The following is an 18,814-nucleotide window of genomic DNA, read 5'->3' as shown; positions in this document are numbered from 1 at the left end:
GGCCCCCTCCAGTTGAATCGTTTGCATGAACTATAACTTGGATGTCAGGAGGTGCCAGCGATGAGCGACGAATCCCATGAGCCGTTAAAACGCCTGTTTTTTGCCTTGAACTGCACGCCCGAGCAACGTCGAGCCATTGCCCAATGGCGCAGCGCACTCGGGCTCAGGGATGGCCGGCCGGTGCCGGTGGAAAACTTTCATCTGACGTTGATGTTCTTGGGGGCTGTCGAGGTGGCAAAAATCGCCGATATCTGCACAGCCGCAGCCAGTATTCGAACGCCGGGCGTGCCTTTGAGGGTGGCGCTCGATCGGCTGGATGTCTGGCGCAGAGCAGGGGTGTTGGTGCTCGCGCCGGAGCAGGCATCCCCGGAGCTGCTGCGGTTGGTGTATGCGCTTGAGCAGGCCATGCTGCCGTTCGGGTTTGAGGACTCGCCGAAGGAGTTCCGGCCGCATCTGACATTGATGCGTGATTACCGAGTGCCGGTGCCAGAGTCCGCGACACCGCCCGAGTTCTATCTACGGGCCGATCACTTCACTCTGTTCGAATCCCATAAGGGCCGCTACCGAGCGCTGGCCGAGTGGCCGCTCGTTGCCTCATAAAAAAAGGCGCCCGAGGAGGGCGCCCAAATTCACCTTAACCGAGGAAGCCAGGTGAGGCCGTTCTACAGACAGGAGTGCAGCGGTGGTAAGGCGCTGCGTGAACGGAAAACTTTGAAACCGATCGTTCCCACGCTCCGCGTGGGAATGCCTCCACGGACGCTCCGCGTTCGGCTCTGGAAGGGACGCAGAGCGTCCCGGGCTGCATTCCCACGCGGAGCGTGGGAACGATCATGGTAGGCTGCAATTTTGATGTTGGATGTCGCGATGGCGGCTTCGAGTGAATTACTTGCCGAGCTTCACCCGCGTCCACCCGCGGGTCATCACCCGCTGAACACCAATCGGCACGTCTGGAATGGCGTACAACGTCGCCATCACCGCCTGCGACGGATACGAGCCTGGATTATCCCGGATCGCTTCATCCACCAAAGGCGTGGCTGCCGAGTTGGCGTTGCTGTAGCCGATGTTGTTGGTGATCTCGGCGATGATGTCCGGGCGCATCAGGAAGTTCATGAACAGGTAAGCGTTTTCCACGTTCGCCGCGTCCCGTGGGATAGCGACCATGTCGTAGAAACTGCCGGCGCCTTCCTTGGGAATGCTGTAATCGACCTTCACCTTGTCGCCAGCCTCTTGGGCGCGCGCCTTGGCTTGCAGCACATCACCGGAGTAACCGACCGCCACGCAGATGTTGCCATTGGCCAAATCGGAGATGTATTTCGACGAATGGAAGTACGCCACCGAAGGGCGAATCTTCATGAACAGTGCTTCCGCTTCGGCGATCTGGTTCTTGTCCTGAGAGTTCACCGGATAGCCCAGATAGTGCAGGGCGGCCGGGAGCATCTCGGTCGGCGAATCGAGGAAACTGATGCCGCAGGCTTTCAGCTTGGCGGCGTTTTCCGGTTTGAACAGCAAGTCCCAGGAATTGGTCGGCGCGTTGCTGCCGAGCACTTCCTTGACCTTCTCCGGGTTGAAACCGATGCCGATCGAGCCCCACATGTACGGGAAGGCGTGGCCGTTATCGGGATCGCTGGCGGCAGCATTTTTCAGCAGGACCGGGTTGAGGTTTTTCCAGTTCGACAGCTTCGACTTGTCCAGTTCCTGGTAGACCCCAGCCTTGATCTGCTTGGCCAGGAAACTGTTGGACGGCACGACGATGTCGTAGCCGGATTTGCCGGCGAGCAGCCGTGCCTCAAGGGTTTCATTGCTGTCGAACACGTCGTAGGTCACGCGGATCCCGGTCTCGTCTTCGAACTTCTTGACGGTGTCCGGGGCGATGTAATCCGACCAGTTATAGACGCGCAGTACCTTGTCATTGGCCTGGGCGCCGGTGGTCATCGCGCCCAATAAGGACAGTGTCAGCAGAGTCCTGCCAAACATTTTCATCGGTACAACTCCATTTTTTTATTCAAAATCACGCAGCAAAATGCAGTGAACACAAAACCTGTGCAGCGAACACAAACCCTGTGGCGAGGGAGCTTGCTCCCGCTTGAGTGCGCAGCACTCACAAAATTGGCAGGGTTGCCAGAATCCTTGGGGTCGCTTCGCAACCCAGCGCGAGCAAGCTCGCTCGCCACAGGATGAAGTTCACTTACCTCATCGGCAATGACACTATGCCGTCGCTTCAGTCATCTGCTTTTTAGGTTGCTGCCAGGATTCGCTGGCGGTCTGGTCCATCGCTTCCTGGATCGCACGTTTGCGGCTCGCTTCGGCGCGGCGGCTGAAGTACCAGACCAGGAAGGTCACCAGCGATACGGCGAGCAGAATCAGGCTGGCCACGGCATTGATCTCAGGTTTCACGCCCAGACGCACCGCCGAGAACACTTCCATCGGCAGGGTCGTAGAGCCCGGGCCGGACACGAAACTCGCCAGCACCAGGTCATCCAGCGACAGGGCAAACGACATCATGCCGCCGGCCGCCAGTGACGGCGCGATCATCGGAATGGTGATCAGGAAAAACACCTTGAACGGCTTCGCCCCGAGGTCCATGGCCGCTTCTTCGATGGACAGGTCCAGCTCACGCAAACGCGCCGAAACCACCACCGCCACATACGCTGCGCAGAACGTCGTGTGAGCGATCCAGATGGTGACGATGCCACGCTCCATCGGCCAGCCAATCATCTGCGCCATCGCCACGAACAGCAGCAACAACGACAGACCGGTGATCACTTCCGGCATCACCAGCGGCGCCGTCACCAAACCACCGAACAACGTGCGGCCCTTGAAGCGTGTGACGCGCGTCAGCACAAACGCCGCCAACGTCCCCAGCGCTACCGCGGCAATCGCGGTGTAGCAGGCGATTTCCAGCGAGCGCACCACAGAACCCATCAGTTGCGAGTTGTCGAGCAGGCCGGCGTACCACTTGAACGACCAGCCACCCCACACGGTTACCAGTTTCGAGGCGTTGAACGAGTAGATCACCAGAATCAACATCGGCAGGTAGATAAACGACAGGCCGAAAATCAGCATGAACTTTGAAAATCCGAAGCGTTTCATCCCCGTGCCTCCATCTCTTTGGCCTGGCTGCGGTTGAACAGCAGAATCGGCACAATCAGGATCAACAGCATCACCACCGCCAGGGCAGATGCCACCGGCCAGTCGCGGTTATTGAAGAACTCTTGCCACAGCACGCGACCGATCATCAGCGTCTCCGGGCCACCCAGCAGTTCCGGAATCACGAATTCACCGACCACCGGAATGAACACCAGCATGCAGCCGGCAATGATCCCGTTCTTGGCCAATGGCACAGTGATTTTCCAGAAGCTGTTGAAGTTGCTCGAACCCAGGTCCGAAGCGGCTTCCAGCAGGCTGCCGTCGTGCTTGACCAGGTTGGCGTACAGCGGCAACACCATGAACGGCAAGTAGGCGTAAACCACGCCGATGTACACGGCCGTATTGGTGTTGAGGATCTCGATCGGGTGATCGGTCAGCCCGGTCCACATCAGGAAACCGTTGAGCAATCCGTTGTTGCTGAGGATGCCCATCCACGCATAGACGCGGATCAGAATCGCAGTCCAGGTCGGCATCATGATCAACAGCAGCAGAACGTTTTGCGTTTCCTTGTTCGCTTTGGTGATCGCATAGGCCATCGGGAAACCGATCACCAGGCACATCAACGTGCTTAAAAACGCCACCTTCAACGAGCCGAAGTAGGCCGAGATGTACAACTCATCCTGAGTCAGCAACGTGTAGTTGCCGAGGTTCAGCAGCAGCTGGAACTTCTGCTCGGCGAAAGTGTAGATCTCCGAGTAAGGCGGAATGGCCAGGGCCGCTTCCGAGAAGCTGATCTTCATCACCAGGAAGAACGGCAGCATGAAGAACAGGAACAGCCATAGGAAAGGAATCCCGATGACGAGCTTTCGACCACTCGGCATCAGCCGCATAAACCGCTGATTGAGTGTTTTCATGAGCGCAGTACCACGCCGCTGTCGTCTTCCCACCACACGTAGACTTTGTCGTCCCAGGTCGGACGGGCGCCACGGCGTTCGGCGTTGGCCATGAACGACTGCACGATCTTGCCGCCAGGCAATTCCACGTAAAACACCGAGTGGCCGCCGAGGTAGGCGATGTCATGCACCTTGCCGCTGGACCAGTTGTAGCGGGTGTCCGGTTGGGTGGTGCTGACCAGCAGTTTTTCCGGGCGGATGGCGTAGGTGATCGACTTGTCCTGCACCGAGGTGCTGACGCCGTGACCGACGTAAATCTTCTGCTCGAGGTCCGGGCTGTGAATGATCGCGTGACCTTCAAGGTCCTCCACAACGGTGCCGTCGAAGGCGTTCACGTTGCCGATGAATTCGCAGACCATGCGGCTGACCGGCGCCTCATAAATGTCTACCGGGCTGCCGATCTGTGCGATCCAGCCCAGGTGCATGATGGCGATGCGTTGGGCCATGGTCATGGCCTCTTCCTGATCGTGGGTCACCATCACGCAGGTCACGCCGACGCGCTCGATGATCTCGACCAACTCCAGTTGCATCTGCGAGCGCAGCTTCTTGTCCAGCGCGCCCATCGGTTCGTCGAGCAGCAACAGCTTCGGACGCTTGGCCAGGGAGCGAGCCAAGGCCACGCGCTGACGCTGACCGCCGGACAATTGATGCGGTTTGCGCTTGGCGTATTGGGTCATGTGCACCAGTCGCAGCATCTCTTCAACGCGGGCGTCGATTTCGCTGGTGGACAGACGATCCTGCTTCAGCCCGAACGCAATGTTCTGCGCCACCGTCATGTGTGGGAACAGCGCATAGGACTGGAACATCATGTTGATCGGCCGTTCGTACGGTGGCATGTCGGTGATGTCGACACCGTCGAGCAGAATCCGCCCCTCGGTCGGGCGCTCGAAGCCTGCGAGCATGCGCAGCAGGGTCGATTTGCCCGAACCGGAACCGCCGAGCAGGGCGAAGATTTCCCCTTGATGGATCTCAAGCGAGACATCGTCCACCGCGGTGGTTTCGTCGAATTTCTTGGTGACGCGGTCGACTTTCACCAGCACCTTTTTCGGTGACTGGTGACCTTCAAGAGCCTTCCTGTAGATGCTGGAGGCATTTGCCATGTGAAACTCCCAACAGGTTTCAGTCGTCGGGCCAACGCGGCCTGACTTAATAGTTGATTGCAAGCCCGAGCTGTACGACGCCAGTCAATTCAACGGTGATCCCCTGTGGGAGCGGGCTTGCTCGCGAAAGCGGTGTATCAGGCAGCATCAATGTCGACTGACACTCCCTCTTCGCGAGCAGGCTCGCTCCCACAGGGGTGTTGCGTTTGGCTCACTGGCATCGCCCATGCTCGGGCTTATTCGGCGCCGCCATCCTGGCTGCCTGGTGGTACTTGTTGTTATCGCGTTTGTTGGTGTCGTGAGGGACCTGCGCGCAAAGGCACGCCCGCCTGACTCTCGGGGGCAGTAAATTGATTTGCTCGTGGTTGGAGTCAGCGCTTGTTACGTAGCGCCGCCCGTCGCCGGCATGCATCACCGAACGCCTGGAAAATACTCAAGTAGGGCGGATTCGAAAGCACCTGCCATTCCGGGTGCCATTGCACGCCAACGGCAAAAGTCGGGCTGTGTTCAACCGAAATCGCTTCGATCAAACCATCCGGCGCGACGGCTTCCGCGCGCAGGCCGGGCGCCAATCGGTCGATGCCTTGGCTATGAATCGAATTGACCTGGAACACCTGCGGCAAATCCAGCGCCTGGAACACACCGCCCGGTTGCACGTTGACCGCATGCGCCGGTGCGTATTGCACCGCTAGGTCCGGATGATTCGCTTCCCGGTGATCCAGCATGCCCGGGAGTTCGTGGACCTTCTGATGCAGGCTGCCGCCGAACGCCACGTTCATTTCCTGAAAGCCCCGGCAGATGCCGAGCACTGGAACGCCTGCCGCAATGGCCGCACGCAATAAAGGAAGGGTGGTGGCGTCCCGTTGCGGATCGTGATCCGTGCCGGGGGCGCTGTCGGGGCCTTGATAGTGGAAGGGTTCCACATTCGAGGGTGAGCCGGTCAGCAGCAGACCGTCGAGCTGCGCGAGCAGGTCATCGATCTCGGTCAGGTCGCCTAAGGAAGGAATGATGACTGGCAGCCCCAAAGCCGCGACGCTGACAGCACGCAAGTACTTGTCGCCGCTGACGTGGTAAGGGTGCAGGCCAATCTGTTTGACGCAGGCTGTAACGCCGATCAATGGCTTGAGTGCCATTTTTATCACCTCGAAGTTTCACACTTGAACGAGCTTTTCCGGAGCTTAGCCTTGTTGATTTTAATTAACAACTCTCATGTAAAAAATTCTAAACGCCGCACGTCCGATCTTCAGGATTTACACGGTGCGCAAGACTGATTTGGCACTCTCGTGCCCAAGAAAGGCCCGAAAATAAAGGTTGAGAGGCTGAGTGTTCGCTATTGACTTCACTTTGCCGTTCGGGTTGACTGGGCTCGCAACAAGGTAGTGAACATAATAATTAACAGCTAATAGGTGCATCATGTCGGTCCCTCTGCGTACCGTTCAACTCAACGAAGCAAACGCATTCCTTAAGAAATATCCTGAGGTTTTGTACGTCGACCTTCTGATTGCGGATATGAACGGTGTGGTGCGCGGCAAGCGCATCGAGCGCACCAGTCTTCATAAGGTTTACGAAAAAGGCATCAACCTCCCGGCCTCTCTGTTTGCTCTGGACATCAACGGTTCTACGGTGGAAAGCACCGGCCTGGGTCTGGACATCGGTGACTCAGACCGAATCTGCTTCCCCATCCCCGATACCCTCAGCATCGAGCCCTGGCAGAAGCGCCCAACCGCGCAACTGTTAATGACCATGCACGAACTCGAAGGCCAGCCATTCTTCGCTGACCCGCGCGAAGTGCTGCGTCAGGTCGTGAGCAAGTTCGATGCAATGGGCCTGACCATTTGCGCTGCGTTCGAACTCGAGTTCTACCTGATCGACCAGGACAACGTGAACGGTCGTCCGCAATCGCCACGCTCGCCGGTCTCCGGCAAACGTCCGATGTCGACTCAGGTGTATTTGATCGATGACCTGGACGAATACGTCGATTGCCTGCAAGACATCCTCGAAGGCGCGAAAGAGCAGGGCATTCCTGCTGACGCCATCGTCAAGGAAAGCGCCCCGGCGCAATTCGAAGTGAACCTGCACCACGTCAACGACCCGATCAAGGCCTGCGACTACGCGGTGTTGCTCAAGCGTCTGGTGAAGAACATCGCCTACGACCACGAGATGGACACCACCTTCATGGCCAAGCCGTATCCGGGCCAGGCGGGCAATGGTTTGCACGTGCACATTTCGATTCTCGACAAAGAAGGCAACAACATCTTTGCCAGCGAGGATCCCGAGCAGAACGCCGCGCTGCGACACGCGATCGGCGGTGTGCTCGAGACCCTGCCGGCGCAGATGGCGTTCCTGTGCCCGAACGTCAACTCGTACCGGCGTTTCGGCGCGCAGTTCTACGTGCCGAACTCGCCGAGCTGGGGCATCGACAACCGTACCGTTGCGGTACGTGTGCCGACCGGTTCGCCGGACTCGGTGCGCATCGAACACCGCGTAGCGGGCGCCGATGCCAACCCGTACCTGCTGATGGCGTCGGTGCTGGCTGGTATTCACCACGGCCTGACCAATGAAATCGAGCCGGGCGCACCGGTTGAAGGCAACAGCTACGAGCAGAACGAGCAGAGCCTGCCGAACAACCTGCGCGATGCATTGCGCGAGCTGGACGACAGCGAAGTCATGGCCCGTTACATCGACCCGATGTACATCGACGTGTTCGTTGCGTGCAAGGAAAGCGAGCTGGCCGAGTTCGAAAACTCCATCTCGGACCTTGAGTACAACTGGTATTTGCACACGGTTTGATGGGCCAAGTGGTGTACGCATTCTCTGCAGACACCACCAATCAAATGTGGGAGCGGGCTTGCTCGCGAAGGCGGTGTGTCAGGCGACATCAGTGTTGACTGATCCACCGCTTTCGCGAGCAAGCCCGCTCCCACAGGGGACTGCATTTCAACTCTCTGGTTGAGCGGCATTCAGCCCCACTACTTATTCCTCTGCGTCGAGTCACAACCATGACAAACACTCGCAGCGACTGGGAACAACGCTTCCAGTCCCTAACACTCGAAGGCCGCGCATTCATCGACGGCCAATATTGCCCGGCACTCAGCGGCGACACCTTTGAATGCATGAGCCCGGTCGACGGCCGCTTCCTGGCCAACGTCGCCAGCACCGACGAAGCCGACGCCAATGCGGCAGTCGCCGTCGCACGCCGCACCTTCGAATCCGGCATCTGGGCCAATCTCGCCCCGGCCGAACGCAAGCGCATCCTGATCCGCTTCGCCGACCTGATCCTGGCCAACCAGGAAGAACTCGCCCTGCTCGAAACCCTCGACATGGGCAAGCCGATCAACGACTCGATGAACATCGACATCCCGGCGACCGCCAACGCGATCCGCTGGAGCGCCGAAGCCATCGACAAGATCTACGACGAAGTCGCTGCCACGCCGCACGACCAACTCGGCCTCATCACCCGCGAGCCTGCGGGTGTGGTCGCCGCCATCGTGCCGTGGAACTTCCCGCTGATCATGGCCAGCTGGAAATTCGCCCCGGCCCTCGCGGCGGGTAACTCGTTCATCCTGAAGCCCTCGGAAAAGTCGCCACTGACCGCGATCCGCATCGCCCAACTGGCGCTGGAAGCGGGCATCCCCAAAGGCGTATTCAACGTCCTGCCGGGCTACGGTCACACCGTCGGCAAGGCGCTGGCGTTGCACATGGACGTCGACGTGCTGGCCTTCACAGGCTCGACCGCAATTGCCAAGCAACTGCTGATCTATTCCGGCCAAAGCAACATGAAACGCGTCTGGCTCGAAGCAGGGGGCAAGAGCCCGAACGTGGTGTTCGCCGACGCGCCGGATCTGCGCGCGGCAGCCCAAGCGGCGGCGGGTGCGATTGCCTTCAACCAGGGCGAAGTCTGCACCGCCGGTTCACGCTTGCTGGTGGAACGCTCGATTCGCGAGCAGTTCATTCCGCTGCTGGTGGAAGCACTGCAAGCCTGGAAACCGGGGCACGCCCTCGATCCGGAAACCACCGTCGGCGCGGTCGTCGATCAGCGTCAATTGGAAAACGTGCTGCGCTACATCCAGGTCGGTAAAGACCAGGGCGCGCAACTGATCGCGGGCGGCAGCCGCACCCTCGAAGCCACCGGTGGCCTATACGTGGAACCGGCGATCTTCGACGGCGTGACCAACGCCATGACCATCGCCCGCGAAGAAATCTTCGGCCCGGTGCTGTCGCTGATCACCTTCGACACCGAAGAAGAAGCGCTGGCCATCGCCAACGACAGCATCTTCGGCCTGGCCGCAGGCGTCTGGACCAGCAACCTGAGCAAGGCTCACACCTTCGCGCGCGGCTTGCGTGCCGGCAGTGTCTGGGTCAACCAGTACGACGGCGGCGACATGACCGCGCCGTTCGGCGGGTACAAGCAGTCGGGTAACGGTCGGGACAAATCGCTGCACGCGTTCGACAAATACACCGAACTCAAAGCGACCTGGATCAAGCTCTAACACCTATAAAAAAGCGACGGTCGCCGGCAGGTGCCAGCGGCCATCGGAGAAACCTATGAAACAAACAACACATGTAAACAGCTACTATGCCGCCACCCGCAACTTCACCGGCGACTTCCCGGTGCTTGAAGAGTTGGTGGAATGCGACGTCTGCGTGATCGGCGCCGGCTACACCGGTTTGTCCTCGGCGCTGTTCCTCGCCGAAGCGGGCTACAGTGTGACCGTGCTCGAAGCCGCCAAAGTCGGTTTCGGCGCCAGCGGTCGCAACGGCGGCCAACTGGTCAACTCCTACAGCCGCGACGTCGATGTCATCGAAGAACGCTACGGCGACAAAACCGCCGAAGTCCTCGGCAGCATGATCTTCGAAGGCGCCGACATCATCCGTCAGCGCATCCAGCACTACGACATCCAGTGCGACTACCGCCCGGGCGGCATCTTCGCCGCGCTGAACAAAAAGCAGCTCAAAGGCCTGGCCGAGCAGAAAAGCAGCTGGGAACGCTACGGCAACAAAAACCTGACAATGCTCGACGCGGCGGACATCAAGCGCGAAGTCGGTTGCGACAACTACGTCGGCGGCCTGCTCGACATGCAGGGCGGCCACATCCACCCGCTGAACCTGGCCCTCGGCGAAGCCTCGGCCATCATCGGCCTGGGCGGCAAAATCTACGAACAATCGGCAGCGGTGGAAATCACCTACGGCGAACCGATCACCGTGCGCACCGCCAAAGGCGTGGTTCGCGCCAAGTACCTGCTGATTGCCGGCAACGCCTACCTGCCGCAAGACCTCGACAACCGCGTCACGCGCAAAAGCATGCCGTGCGGCTCGCAAATCGTCGTCACCGAACCGTTGTCCGAAAAGGTTGCCCGCAGCCTGATCAAAAACAACTACTGCGTCGAAGACTGCAACTACCTGCTCGACTACTACCGCCTCACCGCCGACAACCGCTTGCTGTACGGCGGCGGCGTGGTCTACGGCGCCCGCGAACCGGACGACATCGAGCAACTGATCAAGCCGAAAATCCTCAAGACCTTCCCGCAACTGAAGGACGTGAAGATCGACTACCGCTGGACCGGCAACTTCCTGCTGACCATGTCGCGCATGCCACAATTCGGCCGCATCGAGAAAAACGCCTACTACATGCAAGGTTACAGCGGCCACGGCGTCACCTGCTCGCACCTGGCCGGCAAACTGATCTCGGAAATGATCCGCGGCGACGCCGAACGCTTCGACGCCTTCGCTTCGCTCCCGCACATGCCCATGATCGGCGGCCGCACCTTCCAGGCCCCACTCACCGCCATGGGCGCCGCGTATTACGCCCTGCGGGACCGTTTCGGCATCTAGTCGTCAACACAATCCCTGTGGGAGCGGGCTTGCCCGCGAAGACGGCTTAACATCCAACAATGATGTAGCTGAGACACCGCCTTCGCGAGCAAGTCGAATCGTCGCACCGCCGCTCCCACAGAGATCCATGCCATACACAAAATCCGTGACCAACCAAATCCAAACTGTGGGAGTGAGCCTGCTCGCGATGAGGCCATACCAGTCACTATCAACCCCAACTGACACACACCAACCACACCTACACCTTCCACACCCAAACCACCCAACCCCAGGACAAAACAACCTTTTCACCCACCCATTCATCGAACCTGCTGAGCAACACAACCAAACGTGATTTAATACCCGCCTTTCAAATTTCCGGGACAGGGAAGCGGTGTTTTCGCGGCCAAAAGTCGCCCGCCATCCACCCCCATAACCCTTAAGTATTCCTCGCATAAGGCTGTCATGGACACGGGCTCACGACTCAAACTAGTACGCGAAAGCTACAAACTCTCCCAGCGCGAGCTGGCCCGGCGTAGCGGCGTCACCAATGCCACCATCTCCCTGATCGAACAAAATCGCGTCAGTCCCTCCGTCAGCTCCCTGAAAAAACTGCTCGAAGGCATCCCCATGTCCTTGGCGGACTTCTTCACCTTCGACCAACCGCCCCGCGAACATCAATACGTCTTCCGCGCCAATGAACAGCCGGATCTCGGTCGTCATGGGCTGCGATTGCTGCTGATTGGCGCTTCGGTGCCGAGTCGGCAGATGCGCCTGTTGCGCGAGCAATACGCGCCGGGGGCGAGTTCGGGGGAAGAACCGATTGTGCATTCGGAAGGGGAGGAGTGTGGGCTGGTTACGCGGGGGACGGTTGAGCTCACGGTGGATGGGCAGATTAGTGTGTTGAATGCCGGGGATGGGTACTACTTTCCGACGACGCTGCCGCATCGGTTTCGGAATATTGGGGCGGATGAGGCGGAGATTATTAGTGCGAATACGCCGGCTAACTTCTAATTAGTTAACTTTTTCAGTGTTTCCCTGCATTGGATGCAGGGCCCTGAAGTTTTTGAACGTTGTACTCATGATGGATTATGTGTTGAAGGATATTCGAACAATTGGCTATTACCTCTGGGTATGGATCATGGTCTTCGCCTGTGCAGCGTTTTATTCCGTGATACTTATGTTGGGGTTGATGCAGGTAATAATCCTGGAAGACACGCAGTTCTATGCTGTAGGCCTTGCAGTTTATGTGGTTTTTTGCTTTCTCGGCTTGCGCTACTACGTTCCAAGGTTGCGGAGAATGGAACTCGATGAGACGTTCAATGGCAGGTACACCAGTGTGCGAGCTTCCTGGATAGCAATCTTCATCGGCGCTTCAATTGGGACCATAATTTTTATCCCTCAGATAGATAAGATCAAATTCTTGAGTGATTTACCTCATTGGGGTGCCATTGGGGTTTTGTTTTTTGCTTTTGCATGTGCCGTGTTTGTTTTTTCTCACTATGTTTGGAAGCCGGGTCGCAGGCGCTAATTAATTCCAGCAAAAAAGGTGACAGATCTATTTGGATAAATAGATCTGTCACCTTTTTTTGTCACCTTTTTTTATTAAATCCGATTCCTGATCAGGTTTCGGACTTTTTATTTTTGCGCCGCTTTAAAAACATCTTTATTACTCAGACAAAAGCTTTCCATTCTGAAGATCCTCTATAGCCCTGGTTTTTTGGTGAGTTGCGTCTGTGGCGTTGGGAAAAATACGTAAGAAAAAAAGAAGTGGTGTGTAGGGCTCTTCGGATCGTCGCTCGTTTAGGGCGTTTTTAGAGTGAGCAATAGTAATAATATGGTTATGGTTTTGGGTGCATGAACTGGTTGTATCGAAGCTCAAAAAACCATCAGACTGTTTGAGGGGGTGTTAATGCGGTTGCGGGTTTTCTTTACCGTTTTAATTTCGGATTCACTAGCTGTCATGCTTTCGATGTTTTATGCGGCATTGCTTGTTTGGTTAATAGAAAAAGTGGTCCCTATAAGTGGGGTTTATTATTGGCTGGTGCTGGGTGTTTTTTTTGTCTTTTTGTTGTTTGTTAATTTTTATTACTGTTTTCCCAGCTATATTGATGTTTTACTTGGGCGGGATTTTAACCCCGAAAGAGACTCTGCTTGGGTTGCGTATTTTGGCGCTTTTATCGGTTCTTTGTTCTGGACTGCCGTTATTGCTCTACAAATTGATCAAGAGTTTTCGCCGCAAGGCAATCTTTCGTTTATCGTTAATGTGGCTGTTTTTATGTTGGTTTTTGCCTGTTTATGCATTTATATAATGAGGCTGCGTCGAAGAAAGTGATGTGATTGAATTCATTCTAAAGCTGTTTCTTCTGCTATGTTTTTTATTGTGGTTGTATCGATCAATGCTTCAAAGGCCAGTGCTAGTTTCCCCATTTGTCTGTACGCTCGTTCATAGTTGATAGGATCTTCCCTGAAAAGTTCTAGCGTATCGGTTTTACGCACTAAACTCATTGCGCCGAAAGCTGATAGCCCTAAGTCCATAGAATAATAGATAGTGTTTCCGATTTTAGTGTCTTTGGCTAGATGTTGGTATGTTTTTCTAACTGGCCCTACTGTGCTGGGCGCGTCAGGTCCGTTGTATATATTTCCTGCGCTTTCATAAATATTGTTTGCTCCATGCGCAACGTAGGTTAACCCACTGGCTAATTTAATACCTCTTGAGTTTGCGAGTGATGAAACCCCAGTTTGAATTTGAATTGCACCCGCTAAGATCCCAATGCCATTTTGAGTGTAAAACATCGCTTTGGCCGTCAAATCGGCATATTCTTCTCTGAGCTGTTGCAAGCCCTGCTGCGCACTGATCAAGCCTTCATCAACCGCTTGGATAATCTCGTTAGCAAAAGATGAAACAATCGAACTAAATTGAAGCTGCAAAAAGCTATCGTATAACTGCGTAGCGCCGATAGTGCACCCGAACGCTACAAGATTCGATGCAGCTTTAGTAACGTCGTGAATGTCACAGGATTCATCACTCATCCTCATTTCCCCAAGTGCTATAAGCACACGTACTTCCCTGAATGTGCGTCCAGCTAATATCACGATAACGAATGGATACCATTTCTTGTGGTTGTGCATCATTCATATGAATGGCATGAGGGACTTGAAGGTTGATATGCGCAATTTTCGCACCCGTGAGCCGTATTGAATAATATTTATCCTGGCCGCCAGTTGGTGATGTTCGATAAAAATGGATCGTGCACTCTATCTCCTCGCGCTCATGAAGTGCGCTGGCCAACAACGGTGAAGATTTATCGATATTTTTCGTGATCGTGATCGGTAGATGCTTGCCGCGACCACCTGAAACTCCACCGTCATTGCCCGTAATCATGTTGTGCGAATACGCGAGAATCATGATTTCGTCTTCATGATCAATCTGACATTTGTTGCCGATTGAATTCAGGCCAGAACAACCGGCGGAAATCAAACCTTGTCGTTTGCCGGTCATGCTCATGTAACCGTGATTAGCCATATGTGCCACTCCTTATAGTCAGCTGCTCGCGTTGTTTCGAGCGTAACATTTGCATTAGAGGGAGTATGACGAGGTGATTCAGCAACTAATTAAGTTCAGACTTGTCTTGCGGCGGGTAAAGAATTTAGGCGAGGAATAATCCTACAAGCAGACTCTTAATTTATGTGAATGACGACTTACTTAAAAAAGGTAGTAAATTAAGGTATGAATATTCTGACTCATATTTCGTACAAGTTAGTTACTAGCAATCGCTGATTTTCAGATTTGGATTTCTTCATAGTCGCGACCCTCTAGCTCGGACGTCTCAGGCTAGGACTGCAACATAGGCATCTACGGGTTCGAGAGTATTTTTAGAAAAAACTGTTGACATTTTTTTTGTGAGATTGAATATTTCTCCAGCGCAGGACAGCGCAACAAGGATCGACAATAATAAAACCAAGGAATACACGGAGAGAATCTGATGAGCATTCAGGAATGCGTTTAATATAAGGGAAAATGAACAAGCGTTATACGATGCTACTTGCAATAATATTGCTGGCTGAAGATTTTAATCGTCCTCATTATCGCGCCAGCGTGGAGTATTTAAGGTGGTCGAAAAGTAATGCAAGATTTTCAGCAGTCTCTGCTATTTTCTATGATGCTATCGATTTCATTTGGGCCGATTGCCTTAATTGTATTGAGGCAATCAGTTTTGTTTGGGCGAATGAGTGCAGTGCCAAGTGCGTTAGGTGCCGCTATCGCCGATGTTTTATATGCCGCAGTTGCATTGATGAGTGCCACACTTGTGAGTGTTTTTGTGTTTCAACTTCAAGGTCTGTTGATTATTGCATCTATAGTTTATCTGTTTTACTTGGGTGTAAAAATATTCATGTCTGCGGGTGCTGACATATCGGTTTCGCAACAGGCTGGATTTATTTCCGTTTTTGCTTTGACGATTACTAATCCACTGACCATCGTGGCAATTACTTCTTACGTTTTTGCCAATCACTCGGGTGGCGCAGCGGTCAATATTCCTGCCTTTCTTTCAGGCTTTTTTATCGGTAGCTTTACTTGTCAAATGGTGTATGTGTTAGGAGGGGGTGCTGTAAGTAATACATTGTCTGGTCGGGTGAATTTTAAAATACTAAGCTGGCTGAGTGGCTTTTATCTGATTGCATTCTCTATATGGAAATTGCACCATCTTATTAGTGGAGAAATGATGGCGTAGGTGACAGATCTATTTGAATAAATAGATCTGTCACTTTTTTCTTTCAGAAGTTTTATCGACATTCTTAGTGATCATGATCGGTAGATGCTTGCCGCGATCGCCTGAAACTCCACCGTCATTGCCCGTAATGATCAAGTATAAGAACCCGCATCAACGCGGGTTTTTATTGGGGTTGAAATGATCACTGACCTTTTGGCGTATCAAACCCACGCTGCTCAATCACCCGAAACACATCGCTCACATCCTGGACCATGATCCGGGCGATGTTGGTGACGGTGTTGATGTCGTTCTCGGCATAGTCCGGCAGGCTGGTGCAGGCCATGAGGTGCAGGTATTTGAGGACGGCGCTGAGGCGTTCGCTGACGCAGTTGTGGAGTTCTTGGAGTGGGGCGTCGCTGTCGATGAGCAGGACGGGGTAGTCGGTGGCGAATTGGGACATAGGGGTGAAGCGGTGGGGCGGGTTTTGGGTTTTCATGGTGTAAATCCTCACAAAAGAAGAATTGCCACCTTTCTGCTGCGAAACAAATGGGTGGCAGCTGTGTGCGGGTTCGCAGACCGGGGGATTTACACCAGTTCCGGCAGACCCGTAAGTCTCCCGCACACAACCGCCATAAAACACGATGCAGTCGAAGTCGGCTGCATCATGCCTGACAGTGCTTTGGTGTCAATCTCGAGGGCTGCGAAACCCTATCGCTAACTGCGGTCAGCGACAGGTCGAATATAGGCGGTCATTTTTCTACTCACAACCGGGCTGTAGGACGGTTGGGCGTTTGTTGTGACAAGGCTGAATGCCACTGTTTTCGGGCTTGTTGCGGTGATTCGGGTCGTGTGGAGTGTCTTGGGAAAGGGGAGGCAGGTTTTGGGGCCGCTTCGCGACCCGACGGGGATAAATCCCCTCGCCACAAAGGGTGAATTCCTACGCGAATTTCGGATGTCAGGTTTATGAAATCGGGTGGTCAGGAACAACAAAGCCCCGAATCTTCGGGGCTTTGTTGTTTGCGATTGCGCCGTTCAAAAAATCCTTACCGCACAGCATGCAACGTTATTGCCTGGCCTGCGGTGAATGCGGGTTCTGATCGGTGTGTTTCGGTCCGGCCACTGCCCACGCTATCAGCCCGAACAGCGGTACAAACACGATTACCACCATCCATACGAGTTTGTTGCTGGATTTGCCTTCGGCTTTGCGCACTTTGTTGATGGCCCATACCTCGACCAGCACAAGTATTGCGGCGAGTACGATCCAGATGGTTTCGGTTTGCATTGTTCACCCTCCTGATAGTCATTCAGTTAGGTGGGTGGGTGTGGGCGGGGTTCATAAAATTTCGGGGTTTTTGGGTAGTCGCGGGCAAGGCGCAAGTGGGGTTGCTCGCGATGGGGGGCTGTCAGCTCAATCAATATTGGCTGTCATGGCCTCATCGCGAGCAGGCTCGCTCCCACAGGGGATTGGGGGATTAGTTAGATCGAGTTGGCGAGTTTTCCGGTTGAGAGGCGGCGTTTGTAGGCGGTGTCGCGGTTGGCTAGCCAGTAGTAGAGCGGGGAGGTGATGAGTAGGCCTACCAGCCAGGACAAGTCAGCGCCGTTGATGTGTTCGGAGATGGGGCCGACGTACAGCGGCGTGTTCATGAACGGGATCTGCACCACGATGCCAATCGCGTAGGCCAACAGTGCCTGCGGGTTGTACCGGCCATAAATCCCGCCGTCGACTTTGAAGATCGAGCCGATGTCGTACTGACCTTTGTGAATCGCGTAGAAGTCGATCAGGTTGATCGCGGTCCACGGCACCAGTACCACGAGCAACACCAGCACCATGTCGACGAAGTGGCCGATGAAGTTGGCGGAGGCGCCGACGGCGGCGAAGCAGCAGGCGGCGAGGACGATGATGGAGAGGACGGCGCGGCTTTTGGCGGTGGGGATCCAGCGGTAGGCGAAGGTCTGCACCAGGGTGATCAGCGACAGTACGGCGCCGTAGAGGTTGAGGGCGTTGTGGCTGATGACGCTGAGCAGGAACAGCACGAGCATCAGTGGGCCGATGGAGCCGGTGGCGAGTTTGACGGCGTCCATGGTGTCCAGGCCGACGGGTGTGGCGAGGACGGCGACGGCGCCGAAGATGAACGAGAGGCTGGAGCCGAGCACGGTGCCCAAATAAGTGGTCCAGAACGTTGCGGCCACGGGAACGTTGGCCGGCAGGTAGCGCGAGTAGTCGGAGACGTAGGGCGCGAAGGCGATTTGCCAGAGCGCAGCGAGCGATACGGTGGCCAGCCAACCGGAGATGTTGAAGCTGCCGCGGGTGAGGAAGTCGGCGGTCTGCACGTGGGTGAAGATGTAGCCGAAGCCCAGCACGATTCCGGCGCCGAGCACCCAGGTGCCGATGCGGTTGAGCACGTGAATGAAGCGGTAGCCGATGATGCCGATGATGCCCGAACCGAGGGCGCCGATGACGATGCCCACCGGCACTGGCACGCTGTCGACCACGCCGTGCAGGGATTTACCGGCGAGGACGATGTTGGAGGCGAAGAAGCCGATGTACATGATGCCGGCGATCAGCACCACCAGCAGCGCGCCGAGGGAGCCGAACTGGGCGCGGCTCTGGATCATTTGCGGGATGCCCATTTGCGGGCCTTGCGCCGAGTGCAGCGCCATCAGCACGCCGCCGACCAGGTGGCCGACGAGGATGGCGACGATGCCCCACACCAGGTTCAGGTGGAACATTTGCACGCCGAGGGCGCCGGTGACGATGGGTAATGGGGCGATGTTGCCGCCGAACCAGAGGGTGAACAGGTCGCGGGTTTTGCCGTGGCGATCTTCGGGCGGCACGTAGCCGATGGTGTGTTTTTCGATGAGCGGGGCGGAGGTTGTTGCTGCGGTAACCATGACGGACTCCAAGGCAATTTGAGTACGTGGACGTACTTCGGTGAGCGCTGCACGGGGGCGACGCTTTTCTTGTTGGAGTTGATGATGTGCGGTGGGGAGTGAGAGATAAATTAGTAAGTTTGTGGGTATAGACGCTAAAAAATGTATGTCGGGTGGTCGCCGAAAACCTGTGGGGTACAGGGGATTGGATCGTCGAAACACCGCGCAACGTGTAGCAGCTGGCGAAGCCTGCGTTCGGCTGCGAAGCAGTCGTAAACCC

General features: G+C 55.6%; 18 protein-coding genes. 8 read left to right on the top strand and 10 right to left on the bottom strand.

Going from position 1 to position 18,814, the window contains the following annotated elements; all coding sequences use genetic code 11:
- Positions 1-60 precede the first annotated feature (60 nt).
- Positions 61-600 (top strand): RNA 2',3'-cyclic phosphodiesterase, encoded by a 540-nt coding sequence (thpR, locus tag PFAS1_RS28465; protein WP_076031441.1) that lies wholly within the window; start codon positions 61-63, stop codon positions 598-600.
- 282 nt (positions 601-882) lie between these two features.
- Here the strand turns inward: thpR and PFAS1_RS28460 are convergent, their stop codons facing one another.
- From PFAS1_RS28460 to PFAS1_RS28440, 5 genes are all read right to left on the bottom strand, one after another.
- Positions 883-1,980 carry a polyamine ABC transporter substrate-binding protein gene (locus tag PFAS1_RS28460; RefSeq protein ID WP_076031440.1) on the bottom strand — a complete coding sequence of 366 codons (1,098 nt, stop codon included), beginning with the start codon at positions 1,978-1,980 and terminating at the stop codon, positions 883-885.
- Between the two features lie 225 nt (positions 1,981-2,205).
- Positions 2,206-3,090, bottom strand: coding sequence for an ABC transporter permease subunit (locus tag PFAS1_RS28455; protein WP_076031439.1), 885 nt, complete (start codon positions 3,088-3,090; stop codon positions 2,206-2,208).
- Entirely contained in the window at positions 3,087-3,968 is an 882-nt protein-coding gene (locus tag PFAS1_RS28450) for an ABC transporter permease subunit (protein ID WP_162493971.1), read from the bottom strand. The genes PFAS1_RS28455 and PFAS1_RS28450 overlap by 4 nt, the downstream gene beginning before the upstream one ends.
- Positions 3,969-3,997: 29 nt before the next feature.
- The gene (gene potA, locus PFAS1_RS28445) at positions 3,998-5,140 is read right to left on the bottom strand and encodes a polyamine ABC transporter ATP-binding protein (protein ID WP_008151829.1); all 1,143 of its coding nucleotides are present in this window, start codon (positions 5,138-5,140) and stop codon (positions 3,998-4,000) included.
- A 371-nt stretch (positions 5,141-5,511) separates the two neighbouring features.
- On the bottom strand, positions 5,512-6,273 hold the full coding sequence (locus PFAS1_RS28440; protein WP_076031438.1) for a gamma-glutamyl-gamma-aminobutyrate hydrolase family protein: 762 nt from the start codon (positions 6,271-6,273) through the stop codon (positions 5,512-5,514).
- 280 nt (positions 6,274-6,553) lie between these two features.
- Between PFAS1_RS28440 and PFAS1_RS28435 the strand changes: the two genes are divergently transcribed.
- The 6 genes from PFAS1_RS28435 (at position 6,554) to PFAS1_RS28410 (ending at position 13,286) form a co-directional block, all read left to right on the top strand.
- Positions 6,554-7,930: a glutamine synthetase family protein gene (locus PFAS1_RS28435; protein WP_056745147.1), complete on the top strand. Its 1,377-nt coding sequence runs from the start codon at positions 6,554-6,556 to the stop codon at positions 7,928-7,930.
- A gap of 209 nt (positions 7,931-8,139) precedes the next feature.
- The gene (locus PFAS1_RS28430) at positions 8,140-9,630 is read left to right on the top strand and encodes an aldehyde dehydrogenase (RefSeq protein ID WP_076031437.1); all 1,491 of its coding nucleotides are present in this window, start codon (positions 8,140-8,142) and stop codon (positions 9,628-9,630) included.
- 55 nt (positions 9,631-9,685) lie between these two features.
- Positions 9,686-10,972, top strand: coding sequence for an NAD(P)/FAD-dependent oxidoreductase (locus tag PFAS1_RS28425; RefSeq protein ID WP_074875843.1), 1,287 nt, complete (start codon positions 9,686-9,688; stop codon positions 10,970-10,972).
- 444 nt (positions 10,973-11,416) lie between these two features.
- Positions 11,417-11,965: a cupin domain-containing protein gene (locus PFAS1_RS28420; RefSeq protein WP_007895886.1), complete on the top strand. Its 549-nt coding sequence runs from the start codon at positions 11,417-11,419 to the stop codon at positions 11,963-11,965.
- Positions 11,966-12,032: 67 nt separating this feature from the next.
- On the top strand, positions 12,033-12,482 hold the full coding sequence (locus PFAS1_RS28415) for a hypothetical protein (protein WP_076031436.1): 450 nt from the start codon (positions 12,033-12,035) through the stop codon (positions 12,480-12,482).
- 381 nt (positions 12,483-12,863) lie between these two features.
- On the top strand, positions 12,864-13,286 hold the full coding sequence (locus PFAS1_RS28410; RefSeq protein ID WP_074875847.1) for a hypothetical protein: 423 nt from the start codon (positions 12,864-12,866) through the stop codon (positions 13,284-13,286).
- A gap of 11 nt (positions 13,287-13,297) precedes the next feature.
- Here the strand turns inward: PFAS1_RS28410 and PFAS1_RS28405 are convergent, their stop codons facing one another.
- On the bottom strand, positions 13,298-13,984 hold the full coding sequence (locus PFAS1_RS28405; protein WP_076031435.1) for a DUF4225 domain-containing protein: 687 nt from the start codon (positions 13,982-13,984) through the stop codon (positions 13,298-13,300).
- Positions 13,977-14,477: an Hcp family type VI secretion system effector gene (locus PFAS1_RS28400; RefSeq protein ID WP_076031434.1), complete on the bottom strand. Its 501-nt coding sequence runs from the start codon at positions 14,475-14,477 to the stop codon at positions 13,977-13,979. Before PFAS1_RS28400 ends, PFAS1_RS28405 begins: the two co-directional genes overlap by 8 nt.
- 601 nt (positions 14,478-15,078) lie before the next feature.
- Between PFAS1_RS28400 and PFAS1_RS28395 the strand changes: the two genes are divergently transcribed.
- A complete protein-coding gene (locus PFAS1_RS28395) occupies positions 15,079-15,684 on the top strand; it encodes a LysE family translocator (protein WP_074875853.1) in 606 nt (201 codons plus the stop codon).
- A gap of 181 nt (positions 15,685-15,865) precedes the next feature.
- On the opposite strand, the gene PFAS1_RS28390 is transcribed toward PFAS1_RS28395, so the two are convergent.
- The 3 genes from PFAS1_RS28390 to PFAS1_RS28375 form a co-directional block, all read right to left on the bottom strand.
- Positions 15,866-16,159, bottom strand: a complete 294-nt coding sequence (locus tag PFAS1_RS28390; protein WP_074875855.1) for a fructose-bisphosphate aldolase — start codon at positions 16,157-16,159, stop codon at positions 15,866-15,868.
- A 567-nt stretch (positions 16,160-16,726) separates the two neighbouring features.
- Positions 16,727-16,945: a PLD nuclease N-terminal domain-containing protein gene (locus PFAS1_RS28385; RefSeq protein WP_076031433.1), complete on the bottom strand. Its 219-nt coding sequence runs from the start codon at positions 16,943-16,945 to the stop codon at positions 16,727-16,729.
- Between the two features lie 194 nt (positions 16,946-17,139).
- Positions 17,140-18,555, bottom strand: coding sequence for a purine-cytosine permease family protein (locus PFAS1_RS28375; RefSeq protein WP_076031431.1), 1,416 nt, complete (start codon positions 18,553-18,555; stop codon positions 17,140-17,142).
- Positions 18,556-18,814 lie beyond the last annotated feature (259 nt).

Source organism: Pseudomonas frederiksbergensis (assembly GCF_001952935.1).
In the GTDB taxonomy this organism is placed as follows: domain Bacteria; phylum Pseudomonadota; class Gammaproteobacteria; order Pseudomonadales; family Pseudomonadaceae; genus Aquipseudomonas; species Aquipseudomonas frederiksbergensis.
This window is presented reverse-complemented; position numbering and strand designations above follow the sequence as displayed.